General features: G+C 67.5%; 11 protein-coding genes. 1 reads left to right on the top strand and 10 read right to left on the bottom strand.

The window, feature by feature from the left end; translation table 11 throughout:
• Window positions 1–116: 116 nt before the first annotated feature.
• Window positions 117–722 (top strand): ANTAR domain-containing response regulator, encoded by a 606-nt coding sequence (locus tag ACYSM9_RS09020; RefSeq protein WP_131134321.1) that lies wholly within the window; start codon window positions 117–119, stop codon window positions 720–722.
• A 131-nt stretch (window positions 723–853) separates the two neighbouring features.
• Here ACYSM9_RS09020 and pyk read toward each other — a convergent pair whose 3' ends face one another.
• The 10 genes from pyk to ACYSM9_RS08970 form a co-directional block, all read right to left on the bottom strand.
• Entirely contained in the window at window positions 854–2,344 is a 1,491-nt protein-coding gene (gene pyk / locus ACYSM9_RS09015) for a pyruvate kinase (RefSeq protein WP_461856640.1), read from the bottom strand.
• 64 nt (window positions 2,345–2,408) lie between these two features.
• Window positions 2,409–3,866, bottom strand: a complete 1,458-nt coding sequence (locus tag ACYSM9_RS09010; RefSeq protein ID WP_461856639.1) for a glutamate synthase subunit beta — start codon at window positions 3,864–3,866, stop codon at window positions 2,409–2,411.
• Complete coding sequence (gltB, locus tag ACYSM9_RS09005) at window positions 3,859–8,472, bottom strand: glutamate synthase large subunit (protein WP_461856638.1); 4,614 nt, start codon at window positions 8,470–8,472, stop codon at window positions 3,859–3,861. Before gltB ends, ACYSM9_RS09010 begins: the two co-directional genes overlap by 8 nt.
• A 264-nt stretch (window positions 8,473–8,736) precedes the next feature.
• Window positions 8,737–9,891, bottom strand: a complete 1,155-nt coding sequence (gene lgt, locus ACYSM9_RS09000) for a prolipoprotein diacylglyceryl transferase (RefSeq protein WP_461856637.1) — start codon at window positions 9,889–9,891, stop codon at window positions 8,737–8,739.
• A gap of 3 nt (window positions 9,892–9,894) precedes the next feature.
• Window positions 9,895–10,722, bottom strand: a complete 828-nt coding sequence (gene trpA, locus ACYSM9_RS08995) for a tryptophan synthase subunit alpha (protein WP_461856636.1) — start codon at window positions 10,720–10,722, stop codon at window positions 9,895–9,897.
• Window positions 10,719–12,035, bottom strand: coding sequence for a tryptophan synthase subunit beta (trpB, locus tag ACYSM9_RS08990; protein WP_461856635.1), 1,317 nt, complete (start codon window positions 12,033–12,035; stop codon window positions 10,719–10,721). Before trpB ends, trpA begins: the two co-directional genes overlap by 4 nt.
• A 78-nt stretch (window positions 12,036–12,113) precedes the next feature.
• Entirely contained in the window at window positions 12,114–12,935 is an 822-nt protein-coding gene (gene trpC, locus ACYSM9_RS08985; protein WP_461856634.1) for an indole-3-glycerol phosphate synthase TrpC, read from the bottom strand.
• A complete protein-coding gene (locus tag ACYSM9_RS08980) occupies window positions 12,935–13,222 on the bottom strand; it encodes an HGxxPAAW family protein (protein WP_461856633.1) in 288 nt (95 codons plus the stop codon). The genes trpC and ACYSM9_RS08980 overlap by 1 nt, the downstream gene beginning before the upstream one ends.
• 104 nt (window positions 13,223–13,326) lie before the next feature.
• Window positions 13,327–13,971 carry a Trp biosynthesis-associated membrane protein gene (locus ACYSM9_RS08975; RefSeq protein ID WP_461856632.1) on the bottom strand — a complete coding sequence of 215 codons (645 nt, stop codon included), beginning with the start codon at window positions 13,969–13,971 and terminating at the stop codon, window positions 13,327–13,329.
• The gene (locus ACYSM9_RS08970; RefSeq protein ID WP_461856631.1) at window positions 13,971–15,533 is read right to left on the bottom strand and encodes an anthranilate synthase component I; all 1,563 of its coding nucleotides are present in this window, start codon (window positions 15,531–15,533) and stop codon (window positions 13,971–13,973) included. Before ACYSM9_RS08970 ends, ACYSM9_RS08975 begins: the two co-directional genes overlap by 1 nt.
• Window positions 15,534–15,578 lie beyond the last annotated feature (45 nt).

Raw genomic sequence — 15,578 nt, 5'->3', positions numbered from 1 at the left:
GATAGGCTGAATTCGAGAATCGCGCCGCCGTCGCCGCAAGCACCCCTGCAAGCCAAGTACAGCCGCGGTGGCACCTAAGATAGTGATGTCCCGCCGTACCTTTTCAAGGAGATCCCGTGACTGAACAGACGGAGTCAAAGCCCACGTCCCAGCCGGCGCGCCGCGTCATTGTGGCAGAGGATGAAACCCTCATCCGCCTCGACATCATCGAAATCCTGCGCGGCGAGGGTTATGAGGTTGTGGGCGAGGCGGACAACGGCGAGAAGGCCGTGCAGCTCGCCGAGGAACTGAAGCCTGACCTGGTCCTGATGGACGTCAAGATGCCCGTCATGGACGGCATCTCCGCGGCGGAGAAGATCGTCAAGGCCCGCATCGCCCCCGTGGTCCTGCTGACCGCCTTTAGCCAGAAGGAACTCGTGGAGCGCGCCCGCGACGCCGGCGCCATGGCCTACGTCGTCAAGCCGTTCACGCCCGCGGACCTCATCCCCGCCCTGGAGATCGCACTCTCCCGGCACGAGGAGATCAAGGCGCTGGAAAGCGAAGTTTCCGACCTTCAGGAACAGTTCGCCACCCGCAAGCTGGTTGAGCGCGCCAAGAGCCTGCTGACCACCAAGATGGGCCTGACGGAGCCGGAAGCATTCCGCTGGATCCAGAAGACCTCCATGGACCGCCGCCTGAGCATGCGCGAGGTCGCCGAAACCATCATCAACCAGGTCAACTAAGCCGCAGGCTGGGTCCGCGGAAAAGTACGACGCCGGACCCAGCCACCACCGGTTAAGTCACCCGGGAGCGCATCAAGCAGACAGCAAAAGAACCCCTGCCGGCCGGCAGGGGTTCTTTTCGCGAGTGAAGGCTAGGGCTTCTTTTTCTTTTCCGGCCAGGGGCCGAGCTTTTCCTTGTTGCTGGTGACGTCGCCGGCGCGCGTGGAGTCGGCGAGGTCGCCCACCTTGTGCACCTTCAGCGAGTTGGTGGAACCGGCCTTGCCTGGAGGCGAACCGGCGGCGATGACCACCAGGTCACCGTCCTCCACCAGTCCCATTTCCTCGAGGCTGCGGTCAACCTGGGCGGTCATGGCGTCGGTGTGGTCCACCATCTGCACCAGCACCGGCTGGATGCCCCACGTCAGCGCCATCTGGTTCCAGACCTGCTCCACCGGGGTGAAAGCGAAGACCGGCTTGACCGGGCGCAGTCGGGACAGGCGCCGGGCGGAGTCACCGGACTGCGTGAACGCACAGATGTACTTGGCGTCCAGCTGGTCGGCAATTTCGACGGCGGCACGCGTGATGGCGCCGCCGCGGGTCTTGGGCTTGGTCCCCAGCGGGGGGACGCGCTCCAGGCCGTGGACCTCGGTGGATTCGATGATCCTGGCCATGGTCTTGACCGTCTCGATCGGGTACTTGCCCACGCTGGTCTCACCGGACAGCATCACGGCATCGGCACCGTCCAGGACCGCGTTGGCGCAGTCCGAGGCCTCCGCACGGGTGGGGCGCGGGTTGTCGATCATGGATTCGAGCACCTGCGTGGCCACGATGACCGGCTTCGCCCACCGGCGGGCCAGCTCGATGGCGCGCTTCTGCACGATCGGCACCTCTTCAAGCGGCAGCTCCACGCCCAGGTCGCCACGGGCCACCATGATCGCGTCAAATGCGTCGATGATCTCGTGCAGCTGGTCCACGGCCTGCGGCTTTTCGATCTTGGCGATCACCGGGGCGCGGCGGCCTTCCTCGTCCATGATCTCGTGCACGCGGGTGATGTCAGCGGCGTCACGGACGAAGGAGAGTGCCACCAGGTCCACGCCGCGGCGCAGCGCCCAGCGCAGGTCGTCCTCATCCTTCTCGCTCAGCGCCGGAACGTTCACGGCGACGCCGGGGAGGTTGATGCCCTTGTTGTTGGACACCATGCCGCCCACGGTCACCTCGGCGACGACCTTGACGTCGTCGACCTCGATGGCACGCAGCGCCACCTTGCCGTCGTCGATCAGCAGGGCATCGCCCACCTTGACGTCCTCGGTGAGGCTCTTCAGCGTAGTGGAGCAGATCTCCTGCGTGCCGGGAACATCCTCGGTGGTGATGGTGAAGATGTCACCGACAGCCAGGGCGTGCGGACCATCGACGAAACGGCCCAGGCGGATCTTCGGACCCTGCAGGTCGGCCATGATGGCCACAGCCTTGCCAAGGTCGGACGCGGCCTTGCGGACGTTTTCGTAAGTGTTGTCATGCACGGAGTAGTCGCCGTGGCTCATGTTCATGCGGGCGACGTCAACACCGGCCTCCAGCACCGCGAGGGTGTTTTCGTAGCTGGCAATAGCCGGGCCGAACGTAGCCACAATTTTTGCGCGTCTCATATACCTACCCTATTGGTCACTTGCATTGGTTAAGTTGTCGAAGAGGTGAACCCTCGGTGCAGTCCTAGAGGACGGCGATGGCGCGGTCGGTCGGAGCCACCGGCGCGGGCAGGATGGTGCTTCCCATGAGGTACTTGTCGACGGCGGCAGCGGCCGCACGGCCTTCGGCGATGGCCCACACAATGAGGGACTGGCCACGGCCGGCGTCACCGGCAACGAAGACCCCCTCGGTGTTGGTCATGTAGTAGCCGTCGCGGGCCACGTTGCCGCGGCCGTCGAATTCGGCGTGCACCTGCTCGGTGATGCCCGCAGGTTCGGCTCCGGTGAAGCCGAGGGACAGGAACACCAGGTCGGCGGGGATGATCCGCTCGGTGCCGGCCTTGGGCAGTCGCTTGCCGTCGACAAATTCCGTCTCGGCCACCTTGACGCCGGTGAGCTTGCCGTCCTCGCCGACAAACTCCACGGTGGAGGCGAGGTAGGTGCGTTCGCCGCCTTCCTCGTGGGCGCTGGCCACCTCGAACAGGTTGGGGAACGTCGGCCACGGCTGGTGGCTGGCGCGCTCCACCGGCGGCTGCTTGCCGATCGCCAGGGTGGTGACGGAGGCCGCGCCATGCCGGTGGGCGGTGCCGAGGCAGTCCGCCCCAGTGTCGCCACCGCCAAGGATCACCACGTGCTTGCCCTGGGCATGGATCTGGTTCTCAATGGTTTCCCCGGCAACGGCACGGTTGGCGGGCACCAGATAATCCATGGCGAAGTGGACGCCGTCCAGGTCGCGGCCCGGGATGGGCAGGTCGCGCGGAACGGTGGCACCGGTGCACACCACGACGGCGTCGTACCGCCGGCGCAGCTGCTCCCACGTCACGTCAGTGCCGACGGCGACGCCGGTCCGGAAACGGGTACCTTCCGCCTTCATCTGCTCGACGCGGCGGTCCACCTGCTCCTTTTCCATCTTGAAGTCGGGGATGCCGTACCGCAGCAGGCCGCCGATCTTGTCGTCGCGTTCGTACACGGCGACGGTGTGGCCCACCCGGGTCAGCTGCTGGGCGACGGCCAGGCCTGCAGGGCCGGAACCCACCACGGCAACCGTCTTGCCCGTCAGGCGGGCGGGCGGCAGCGCGTTCACCCAGCCGTTGTCCCAGGCCTCGTCGATGATGGACACTTCCACCTGCTTGATGGTGACCGCGGGCTGGTTGATCCCCAGCACGCAGGACGCCTCACACGGCGCGGGGCACAGCCGGCCGGTGAACTCGGGGAAGTTGTTGGTGGCGTGCAGCCGCTCGATGGCCTCCTCGCCCTTGTCCCGCCACGTGAGGTCGTTCCACTCGGGAATGAGGTTTCCCAGCGGGCAGCCCTGGTGGCAGAACGGAACGCCGCAGTCCATGCAGCGCCCGGCCTGGGCCTTCAGCGTGCCCTTCTCCTGGGCCTCATAGACTTCCTTCCAGTCCATGATGCGGACGGGAACGGGACGGCGCGGCTGGGTTTCACGCTGGCGTACTTTCAGAAATCCGCGTGGATCAGCCACCGGTTACCTCCAGGATTCGGGACCATACTTCTTCGCCGTCGGGGTCAAGGCCCTCTTCGATGGCGTCGAGACGGGTTTGCAGCACGGCCGCGTAGTCGCGCGGCAGTACCTTGGTGATGCGGGCGGCGGTGTCGTCGAAGTTTTCGAGCAGGCGCGCCGCCAGCTGGGAGTCAGTTTCTTCCACGTGCTTGACCAGCAGGCCGTGCACGATGTCGCGGTCCTCGGCGTCCAGCTCGCGGAGCTGGAGTTCACCGGACTGCAGGGCTTCCTTGTTGACCTTGGCGCTGTCCAGGTCCAGGACGTACGCCGTGCCACCGGACATGCCGGCGCCGAAGTTGCGCCCCGTGCGTCCGATGATCAGCGTCTGGCCGCCGGTCATGTACTCGCAGCCGTGGTCGCCGATACCCTCGACGACGGCCGTGGCACCGGAGTTGCGGACCAGGAACCGCTCCCCCACCTGGCCGCGCAGGAACAGCTCGCCGCTGGTGGCGCCGTAGCCGATCACGTTGCCGGCGATGACGTTGGTCTCCGCCTTGAAGACGTTGGTGCGGTCCGGGCGGACGATGATCCGGCCACCGGACAGGCCCTTGCCCACGTAGTCGTTCGAGTCACCGTAGAGCCGCAGGGTGATGCCCGCCGGCAGGAAGGCGCCCAGGGACTGGCCCGCGGTGCCGTTCAGCGTGACGTCGATCGTGTCGGTGGCGAGCACGTCGGTGCCAAAGGTCTTGGTGACGACATGGCCCAGCATGGTGCCCACGGAGCGGTCGGTGTTGATCACGTCCACGGTGATCTTCACCGGGCTGCGGTCCGTCAGCGCCTCGGTGGCCATGGTGATCAGCCGCTGGTCGAAGTGCTTGTCCAGCTCGTGGTTCTGGCCGGTCATGTTCCGCAGCGGCGCGTCGTCGTCGAACTCCAGGCCGTGCAGGATCGGGTCCAGGTCCAGGCCGTCGGCCTTCCAGTGGTCCACGGCGTCGCGGGTGTCCAGCACCTCGGCGTGGCCGATGGCCTCCTCAAGGCTGCGGAAGCCGAGCTCGGCCAGGATCTCGCGGACTTCCTCGGCCAGGAACTCGAAGAAGTTGACCACGAATTCCGGCTTGCCGCTGAAGCGGGCGCGAAGCTCGGGGTTCTGCGTGGCAACGCCCACCGGGCAGGTGTCCAGGTGGCAGACGCGCATCATGATGCAGCCTTCCACGACCAGCGGGGCGGTGGCGAAGCCGAATTCCTCGCCACCGAGCAGCGCGGCGATGACGACGTCGCGGCCGGTCTTGAGCTGGCCGTCCACCTGCACCACCACGCGGTCGCGCAGGCCATTGAGCATCAGCGTCTGCTGCGTCTCGGCCAGGCCAAGTTCCCACGGGACACCGGCGTGCTTGAGCGAGTTCAGCGGCGAGGCGCCGGTGCCGCCGTCGTGTCCGGAGACAAGTACGACGTCGGCCTTGGCCTTGGTCACGCCGGACGCCACGGTGCCGATCCCGACTTCCGAGACAAGCTTCACGTGCACCCGCGCCGAGGGGTTGGCGCGCTTGGCATCGTAGATGAGCTGCGCGAGGTCCTCGATCGAGTAGATGTCGTGGTGCGGGGGCGGGGAGATGAGCCCGACGCCGGGGGTCGAGTGCCGCGTGCGGGCCACCCACGGGTAGACCTTCTGCGCCATCAGCTGGCCGCCTTCGCCGGGCTTGGCACCCTGCGCCATCTTGATCTGGATGTCGTCGGCGTTGGTCAGGTACAGGCTCGTCACACCGAAGCGGCCGGACGCGATCTGCTTGACCGCGGAGCGGCGCTTCGGGTCGAGCAGGCGGTCGACGTCCTCGCCACCTTCACCGGTGTTGGACTTGCCGCCCAGCTGGTTCATGGCGATCGCCAGCGTCTCGTGGGCCTCCTGCGAGATGGAGCCGTAGCTCATCGCGCCGGTGGAGAACCGCTTGACGATGCTGGAGACGGGCTCCACTTCCTCAAGGGGAACGGCCGGGCGTTCGTTCTTGAACTTCAGCAGGCCGCGAAGGGTCATCAGGTTGGTGGACTGGTCGTCCACGCCCTTGGTGTAGGCCTTGAAGATGTCGTAGCGGCGCTCACGCGTGGCGTGCTGCAGCCGGAAGACGGTCTCCGGGTTGAACAGGTGCGGCTCGCCGTCGCGGCGCCACTGGTACTCGCCGCCGCCCAGCAGCGGGCGGTGCGGCTGCTCGATGCCGCCGTCGGGGTAGGCCATCTGGTGGCGCGCGGAAACTTCGGCTGCGATGACGTCCAGGCCCACGCCGCCCAGCTGGGAGTGGGTGCCGGCGAAGAATTCGTCCACCAGCTCCTGGCCCAGGCCCAGCGCCTCGAAGGTCTGGGCGCCGGTGTAGGAGGCAACCGTGGAAATGCCCATCTTGGACATGATCTTCAGGACGCCCTTGCCGAGGCCCTTGATCAGGTTGTAGACACCATCCTGCGGGGTCACGCCCGTGACGTCGCCGGCGGCGATGAGCTGCTCCACGGATTCCATGGCCAGGTAGGGGTTGACGGCGGAGGCGCCGTAGCCGATGAGGACGGCCACGTGGTGCGTCTCGCGGACGTCGCCGGCCTCGACCACCAGGGCGGTCTTGGTGCGGTTGGCGCTGCGCAGCAGGTGGTGGTGCACGGCGCTGACCAGCAGCAGCGACGGGATGGGCGCCCACTGGGCGTTGGAGTCGCGGTCGGACAGCACGATGTACTGCACGCCGCGGTTGATGGCACCGGAAACCTGCTCGCAGATTTCGGTCAGGCGGGCGCGCAGGGCGTTCTCGCCGCCTTCCGGGCGGTACAGGCCGCGGACCTTCATGGCCACGCGGTTGCCGTCGGCGTCCTCGATGTTGGCGATCTTGGCGAGCTGGTCGTTGTTGATTACCGGGAACGGCAGCTGGACCTGGGGCTGGCGGACCTGCTTGGTGTCCAGCAGGTTGCCGTTCGGGCCGATGGCGCAGGTCAGCGAGGTGACCAGCTCTTCGCGGATGGCGTCCAGCGGCGGGTTGGTGACCTGGGCGAAGGACTGCACGAAGTAGTCGAACAGCAGCCGGGGACGTTTGGACAGCACGGCCACAGGAGTGTCCGAACCCATGGCGCCGAGCGGCTCGGCACCGGTGCGGGCCATCGGGCCGAGCAGGATCTTCAGTTCCTCGGTGGTGTAGCCGAAGGTGCGCTGGCGGATGTTGACGGACGCCGCGGTGTGCACCACGTGCTCGCGCTCCGGCAATTCGTTCAGGTCGATCAGGTTGTCCTTGACCCATTCGGCCCACGGGTTGGCGGCGGCGACTTCGGCCTTGACCTCTTCGTCATCGATGATGCGGCCGGCCTCGGTGTCCACCAGGAACATCTTGCCCGGGGACACGCGGCCCTTCTTGACCACCTTGGAGGGTTCGACGTCGATGACGCCCACCTCGGAGGCGAAGACGATCAGGCCGTCTTCGGTGATCCAGAACCGGCCGGGGCGCAGGCCGTTGCGGTCCAGGGTGGCACCCACGAGATTGCCGTCGGTGAAGGACACGGCGGCGGGGCCGTCCCAGGGTTCCATCAGCAGCGAGTGGTACTCGTAGAAAGCCCGCCGGGCAGGATCCATGGTGGCGTGGTTTTCCCAGGCCTCCGGGATCATCATCATGATCGAGTGCGTGATGGGCCGGCCGGACAGCCACAGGAGCTCCGCCACCTCGTCGAAGGACGCGGAGTCCGAAGCGCCGGGCGTGCAGATGGGATACAGCTCTTCGGGTGAGTCACCGAGCAGCGGGTTGGCCAGCTGCGACTGGCGGGCACGCATCCAGTTCCGGTTGCCCTTGACGGTGTTGATCTCCCCGTTGTGGGCGATGGTCCGGAACGGCTGCGCCAGCGGCCAGGATGGGAAGGTGTTGGTGGAGAAGCGCGAGTGGACGATCGCCAGCTTGGTCTTGAACCGCTTGTCCGACAGGTCCGGGTAGAACGGCTCCAGCTGGGCGGTGGTGAGCATGCCCTTGTAGACGATCGTCCGGGAGGACAGCGACGGGAAGTAGACGCCGAACTTGTTCTGGGCGCGCTTGCGGATACGCCAGGCGCGGGAGTCCAGTTCGTTGCGGTCCAGTTCCTCACCGTTGGCGGTCGCCAGGAAGGGCTGGGAGAAGTAGGGCATGCAGGCGCGGGCCATGGCGCCCACGAGGTCGGCGACGACGGGCACTTCGCGCCAGCCGAGGACCTTCAGGCCCTCATCGGCGGCGAGGCCCTCGATGCCGGCCTTCGCGGCGTCGGCTTCGCGCTGTTCGGCGGGAAGGAACGCGGTACCGGCCACGTACTGGCCGGGAGCGGGCAGCTCAAACTCGGTGACCGCGCGGAAGAACTCGTCCGGGATCTGCATGAGCAGGCCGGCGCCGTCGCCGGTCCCCTCGTCGGCACCCACGGCGCCGCGGTGCTCGAGGTTGCGCAGCGCGGTCAGCGCGGCGTCGACGATGTCGTACCCGGGTTCGCCGCGCAGGGTGGCGATGATCGCCAGGCCGCAGGCGTCCTTCTCCTGCTCCGGGTTGTACAGCCCGGCAGCCTCCGGCAAAGCGGCGAAGCGCTTGAACGGCGACAATGCAGTCTCAGGCTGATCCGGTTCGGACCAGCTGGGAGTGTGAAGAGTTTGGGTCATGGGAGACGTCCTTCCTCCTGATCGTGCGTATGGAAGGGACACCATTGGCCCCACTCGTCGGGCGCCGCTCACATTGGGCACAACAAAGTGTTACTTACTGGAAATTGTAGGTCAGCGCAGCCTGCTGAACTAACGGTTACGCAGGCTCCTGCCCTGGGCAACACCGGACCGCAGCTCTATGCCGTCCGGACGGTGCCCCATGCCACGACGTTGTGGTTTCGGGCCCTTCGAGCGGTGGCTCTGCTGCCCTGCGCGACCGGCTCCCTACTTACCGGGGCCGGCCTCCGACGCGGATCCTGTGGCTGTGCTGCCGGAAGTTCCGGAAGCCGTTGCACCCGTTCCAGGCTTGGAGCCTGCCGGTGCCGCCTCGGCCTCTTCCGTGGGGTCGGAAGCATGCCGGGAACCGCTTTGGTTATCTGGGAGATTACCACGCGAATCACTATCTGAGACAACGGAGTCCGGGGAACGGACGTCATCATCAGCGCCGGAGACCACCGGAGCCACCCCGGCCTTTTCCGGTCCGTGCCCGGCCAGGTAGACCGTGTCCGGCTCCGGCCGCCCCTTCATTCCCAGGATGATGAAGGCTGCCAGTGCCGCCAGGAACACGAAGATGCTGGTCCAGACATTGAGCCGGGTGGTGATGCCGAAGAGGTTGATCTGTTCGGCGTCGTCAATGCGCATCGCCTCGATCCAGACCCGGCCCAGCGTGTAGTACATGGCATAAAGCCAGAAGAGCCTGCTGCGGCGGAAATGGAACCGCCGGTCCAGCGCGAGCAGGATCACGACGCCGGCCAGGTTCCACAGGGATTCGTAAAGGAAAGTGGGGTGGAACAGGGTGCCCGAGGCCATGCCAGCGGGGAAGTTCGGGTTGTTGGGGTCGATCTGCAGGCCCCACGGCAGGGTGGTGGGAGCGCCGAAGAGCTCCTGGTTGAACCAGTTGCCCCAGCGGCCCACGGCCTGCGCCAGAAGCAGCCCGGGTGCGGCCGCGTCAACGAACGCGCTGAGCTTGACGCCGCTGCGGCGGCAGCCGATCCATGCCCCCACGGCACCGAGGACGACGGCGCCCCAGATGCCCAGGCCGCCGCGTTGGATCTGCGGGATCAGCGAGAGGTCGCCGGTGCCGTCGAAACCGGGCCCGAAGTAGGCGTCCGGCGACGAGAACACGTGGTACAGCCGGCCGCCGATGATGCCGAAGGGGATGGCCCAGATGACGATGTCCCAGACACTGCCTTCAGGCGCACCGCGCTTGGCCCAGCGGACCGAGGTCAGCCACAGGCCCAGGACGATCCCGGCCAGGATGCACAGCGCGTACGCGTGGATGCGCAGGCTGCCCCACGGCAGCGGGATGTCGAACCCGGACCAGTCCGGGCTGGGGATGCTGGCCGGCACCAGGGCGGCGGCCTGAAGAAGGCTGTGCATGGGTTATGCCCCGTCCTTGTCCGCCCCAGTTTCCCGGGCCAGGCCAGTGCTGAGGTCCTTGGTGAGGGCGGCGACGGCGTCCACTCCCCCGTCGCGTACGGCCGCCACCAGGGCGGTGCCCACGATGACGCCTTCGGCGTAGGCGGCGATCTCCCGGACCTGGTCCGCGTTGGAGACGCCGAGCCCGACGCAGACGCGTTCGGCGCCGGCCGCGTGGGCGGCGGCCACGACGTCCTTGGCGGCCGAGCTGACGGAGGTGCGGGCGCCGGTGACGCCCATGATGGAAACGGCGTACACGAACCCGCGGCTCGCGTTCACGGTCCGCTGCATGCGCTCCGTGGTGGAAGAGGGGGCAACCAGGAACACCCGGTCCAGGCCGTACTTGTCCGAGGCTTCCATCCACTCAGCGGCCTCGTCCGGGATGAGGTCAGGCGTGATGAGCCCGGCTCCCCCGGCTTCGGCAAGCCTGCGGGAGAACTCGTCCACGCCCATCCGGACCACAGGGTTCCAGTAGGTCATGACCAGGACGGCGGCGTCGGTCTTGCTGGTGATGCCGGCCACGACGTCGAACACCTGCTTGACATGGAAACCCTTGGCCAGGGCCTCGGTGGTGGCTGCCTGGATGACCTGGCCGTCCATCACGGGGTCGGAGTACGGGATGCCGATTTCGATCAGGTCCGCGCCGTTTTCGGCCAGGGCGATGCCCGCGGCGATGGTCTCCTCCACGCTCGGGTACCCGGCAGGCAGGTAGCCGATCAGGGCGGCGCGGCCCTGCGCGCGGGCCTTGTCGATGGCTGCCGCCGATTTGCTGGTGGTCTGCGTGGTGCTCACAGCTGCTCCCCCTCTTTGCCGATTTCCGATTCCGCGGAATCCTTGTCCAACAGGTCGAACCATTCCGCGGCGGTGGCAACGTCCTTGTCGCCCCGGCCGGACAGGTTGACGATGATGATCTTTTCGGAAGCTGAGGCGGGGTCCTCGGCCGCAAGCCGCTGGCCCACCTTGATGGCGCCGGCCAGTGCGTGCGAGGACTCGATCGCGGGGATGATGCCCTCGGTCCGGCAGAGCAGGCGGAAGGCGTCCATGGCCTCGCTGTCGGTGATCGGTTCGTAGCTGACCCGGCCGATGTCCGACAGGTAGGAGTGCTCCGGACCGACGCCGGGGTAGTCCAGGCCTGCGGAGATCGAGTGCGACTCGACGGTCTGCCCGTCGTCGTCCTGCATCAGGTAGGAACGCGCACCGTGCAGCACGCCCGGCTTGCCCAGCGTGATGGTGGCTGCGTGCCGGCCGGTCTCCACGCCGTCGCCGCCGGCCTCGAAACCGTAGATCTTCACGGAGGGGTCGTCCAGGAAGCCGTGGAAGATGCCGATGGCGTTGGAGCCGCCGCCGATGCAGGCGCAGACGGCGTCCGGGAGGCGTCCCTCCTGTTCCAGGATCTGGGCGCGGGCCTCGTCGCCGATGACTTCGTGGAAGTAGCGGACCATGGCCGGGAACGGGTGGGCTCCGGCCGCGGTGCCCAGCAGGTAGTGGGTGTTGTGCACGTTGGCAACCCAGTCCCGGAGGGCCTCGTTGATCGCGTCCTTGAGGGTCTGCGAGCCGCTGGTGACAGGGATGACCTTGGCGCCCAGCAGTTCCATCCGGGCGACGTTCAGCGCCTGCCGGCGGCAGTCCTCGGCGCCCATGTAGACCACGCACTCCAGGCCCATCAGCGCCGCCGCAGTGGCGCTGGCGACGCCGTGCTGGCCTGCGCCGGTCTCGGCGATGACGCGGGTCTTGCCCATCCGCTTGGCGAGCAGCGCCTGGCCCAGGACGTTGTTGATTTTGTGCGATCCGGTGTGGTTGAGGTCCTCGCGCTTGAGGAACACGCGCACGCCGCCGGCGTGCTGGGAGAAGCGCTTGGCCTCGGTCAGCAGGGAGGGCCGGCCCGAGTAGTTCTTGTTCAGGTCGTCGATCTGCGCGCGGAACTCGGGATCGTCCTTGGCCTTGTTGAAGGTTTCCTCGAGCTCGTCCAGGGCGGCGATCAGGGACTCAGGCATCCAGCGTCCGCCGTAGTTGCCGAAGTAGGGCCCGGGGGCGTGCCGGAGGGAACCGCCCTGCAGGAAGGCTTCCGCGGTGTTGTTGGCGTTTCCTGAGGGTGCGTCGGCCATCAGTCCGTCCTGTTCAGAGTAAGTGTTCAAAAGTGTGCAGTCCGGCCGGTGTCGGACGGGTTTCCCGCGCCGCGGGCGTCAGCCGCGGGCGGCGATGGCGGCGGCACCCGCGGCGGTGAATTCGGCGATCCGCTCGCGCGGCGTCGAGTGGCTCACCAGGGCCTCGCCCACCAGTATCGCGTTGGCGCCGCTGGCGGCGTAGTGCGTGACGTCGTCGGCGTCCCGGACGCCCGACTCGGCCACAACGAGCGACCCGGCCGGGATCAGTCCCGCCAGTGAGGCGAAAAGTGAACGGTCGACGTCGAGCGTCTTGAGGTTCCGCACGTTGACGCCGATGATGCGCGCCTGCGCGGCGACGGCCCGCTCGATCTCCTCTTCGGTGTGCGTCTCCACGAGCACGTTCATGCCCAGTTCGTGGCTCAGCGCCGAGAAGTCATTCAGCTGCGCGTCCGACAGCGCCGCGACGATCAGCAGGATGAGGTCCGCGCCGTGTGCACGCGCTTCCCAGATCTGGTACTCGTCAAGGGTGAAGTCCTTGCGCAGCAGCGGGACGTCGACGGCGGCACGCACCGCGTCGAGGTCGGCGAGCGAGCCTTTGAACCGGCGCTGTTCGGTGAGGACGCTGATGACGGCGGCACCGCCGTCGGCGTACTGCCGGGCCAGCGAGGCGGGATCGCCGATGCTGGCCAGGTCCCCTTTGGAGGGACTGCGGCGTTTGATTTCGGCGATGACTTTCAGCTGTTCCCGGGTTGGGGAGGTGCCGCCGAGGGCAGCCCAGGCGTCCCGCGCGGCCGCGGCGGCCTGGACCTGGTCCTTCAGCTCAGACAGCGAAACGAGCCGCTTCCTGGCCTCCAGATCCTCCCTGACACCGGCATTGATGTCGTCGAGAACAGTCGCCATCAGTGGCCGGAGTTCTTCAGCTTGCTGCCTTCGACGCCGTAGCCTGCCTTGCGCATGACGTATCCGAGGATCAGGCCCAGGACCATGACGGCCGCACCGGCGATGAAGATGGGGGTGCTGGCGATCACGAAGGCGATGGCGGCGATGAGTGCGCCAACGAGCATGACGATGACGCAGGTCCAGGCTGCGGGGCTGTTGCCGTGGCCAAGTTCCTGGCTGTGGTCGATGGCGCCGGGGGCAACCGTGCGGGTGCCTGACTGGGAAACGGACGCAGGTGCTTTGCTCATGGAAATCTCCTCAGGATGGATACTGCTTTACATTCTGCCATTTATTGGCCGCCTGCCGCGTACCGCGGGCCGTCCGGCCGGGCCGCGGACAGGCATGCCCGGCATTAGGTCGGGTCGTCGCCGCGGGAGAGCCGGTCCCAGCTGTCGATTTCATCGACCGGGCCCGCGGCCGGGCCGGCCTGCGCCGTTCCCGGGGCGTCATATTTGGTCCGTGTGCGCCAGTACCGTGAGCCGGGAAGGATCAGCAGGGCGGCCAGGGCCAGCAGGCAGCCGGCGACGACGGCGAGCACGGGGAACGCGGTGACCTCCACGTGCGCCTGGCTCCCGGAAATGCCGGTGGCGGCTGCGATGGATCCCTGCGCCGCCGTCAGGGGGTCGGCCAGGACCGTGGCCGCGGCCGCGGCCACGCCGGCCGCGGCGAGCACGATGATGGCGGTGATGATCCAGCGGGCGATCCTGCCCGCGATGGCCGCGGCGAGCCCGCCGGCCAGGGCCACCAGCGCCAAGGCGGTGACCGTGGTGGCTGCCTTGCTGCCCTGCACCTGCAGGGCGTTTTGCGCGGCCACCGCCTGCCCCACCTGGTCGGGGTCGAGGGCGACGGTCAGCCAGGTCTGCGTGGTGGTGCCGAACGCGGCCAGGGCCAGCAGTGCCACCAGCAGCACCAGGGTGGACTTCCGGGCCCAGAACGGGGTGGAACCGGCCTTCCTGGGTTTCCCTGCCTGCGTTGCCGTGGATCCGGCGTCGGGCATCAGGAGTCCGTCCCGCCGGGCAGCGAATCCGCGGAGATGTTGTGCAGCGATCCTGCCGTGTGGACGGCGCGCAGCGGGGCGGCGGCCTTGTTCACCGTTTCCAGGGCCTCGGTGGGGTTGACGGAATCGGCCACGATGCCGCCACCGGCCTGGACGTACGCCCGGCCCTCACGGATCAGCGCCGAACGGATGGCGATGGCCATGTCCATGTCGCCGGCGAAGTCGAGGTAGCCCACCACGCCGCCGTAGATGCCGCGGCGGTGCGGTTCCAGTTCATCCAGGAGCCGCAGGGCACGGGGCTTGGGTGCACCGGACAGGGTGCCGGCGGGGAACGTGGCCTTCAGGACGTCGTAGGCCTTGGCCTCCGGGGCGAGTTGGCCAACAACGGTGGACACCAGGTGCATGATGTGGCTGAAGCGCTCCACCTCCATGAACTGGGTGACGTCCACGGTTCCGGCAACGCAGACCTTGGACAGGTCGTTCCGGGACAGGTCCACCAGCATCAGGTGCTCGGCGCGTTCCTTCTGGTCCGCCAGGAGTTCCTCGGCCAGGGCCTTGTCCGCTTCGACGGTCTTGCCGCGTGGGCGGGACCCGGCGATGGGGTGGGTGATGACTTCCTCGCCGGTGACGGTCACCAATGCTTCCGGGGAGGACCCGACAATCGAATACTCCCGGCCGTCGGCGTCGGCCAGGCTGAAGATGTACATGTAGGGGCTGGGGTTGGTGTTGCGCAGGACCCGGTACACGTCCAGGGCGGACGCCTGGCATTCCATCTCGAAGCGGCGCGAGATCACTACCTGGAAGACTTCGCCGTCCACGATGGCTTCCTTGCCGCGGTCCAGGGCGGCGAGGTACTCGGCCTCGTCCCAGCGTTCCTGGACGCTGGAGGCAAAGTCCAGGGCGGCAGGGGCCAGGACGGAGACGGGCTGCACCACGGGCGCGCTGATCTTCGCCAGGAGCGCCTTGACCCGTGTCACGGCGTCGTGCCAGGCCTCATCGACGCGCTCCGAACTGTTGTCGAAGTTGATGGCGTTCGCGATGAGCAGCACGGTGCCGTCCACGTTGTCGTGCACGGCCATGTCGGTGACCAGGTTGAGGGCCATCTCGGGCAGCTGCAGGTCGTCTTCCGGCGGGCTGACCAACCGCTCCCAGTGCCGCACAGTTTCCCAGCCGAGGAAGCCCACCAGGCCCGAGGTGAAGGGCGGCAGCCCCTCGAAGCGGTCCGTGCGCAGGGCGTCAATGGTGTCGCGGATGGCGTCCACGGGGCTGCCGTCCACGGGCACGCCCGCCGGGGGCTCGCCGAGCCAGTGCGCCTGGCCGTCCTTAGTGGTCAGCGTCGCCCGTGAGCGTGCGCCGATGAAGGAGTAGCGGGACCAGGCTCCGCCCACCGCGGCGGATTCCATCAGGAACGTTCCGGGCTGCCCCTGCGCCAGCTTCCGGTACAGGCCGATGGGCGTCTCGGCGTCGGCAAGGACCTTGAGCCTGACGGGGATCACGCGGCTGTGGCCGGCAAGTTCCCGGAACTCCTCAAGGGTCGGGCTGATCGTTCCAAGGTCCTGCATGGCTTTGCTTGTCCGCCTGTTCTTCGAAAGGTACCGGACCTGCCG

The sequence above is a fragment of the Arthrobacter sp. C152 genome, from assembly GCF_054890965.1.
The sequence above is the reverse complement of the archived record's forward strand: the minus strand, read 5'-3'. Positions and strand labels throughout refer to the sequence as shown.

Bases quoted from the DNA above. Each gene is read 5' to 3' on its own strand.
- pyk (WP_461856640.1), bottom strand. From the start codon at position 2,344: ATGAGACGCGCAAAAATTGTGGCTACGTTCGGCCCGGCTATTGCCAGC.
- gltB (WP_461856638.1), bottom strand. From the start codon at position 8,472: ATGACCCAAACTCTTCACACTCCCAGCTGGTCCGAACCGGATCAGCCT.
- lgt (WP_461856637.1), bottom strand. From the start codon at position 9,891: ATGCACAGCCTTCTTCAGGCCGCCGCCCTGGTGCCGGCCAGCATCCCC.
- trpB (WP_461856635.1), bottom strand. From the start codon at position 12,035: ATGGCCGACGCACCCTCAGGAAACGCCAACAACACCGCGGAAGCCTTC.
- trpC (WP_461856634.1), bottom strand. From the start codon at position 12,935: ATGGCGACTGTTCTCGACGACATCAATGCCGGTGTCAGGGAGGATCTG.
- ACYSM9_RS08980 (WP_461856633.1), bottom strand. From the start codon at position 13,222: ATGAGCAAAGCACCTGCGTCCGTTTCCCAGTCAGGCACCCGCACGGTT.
- ACYSM9_RS08975 (WP_461856632.1), bottom strand. From the start codon at position 13,971: ATGCCCGACGCCGGATCCACGGCAACGCAGGCAGGGAAACCCAGGAAG.
- ACYSM9_RS08970 (WP_461856631.1), bottom strand. From the start codon at position 15,533: ATGCAGGACCTTGGAACGATCAGCCCGACCCTTGAGGAGTTCCGGGAA.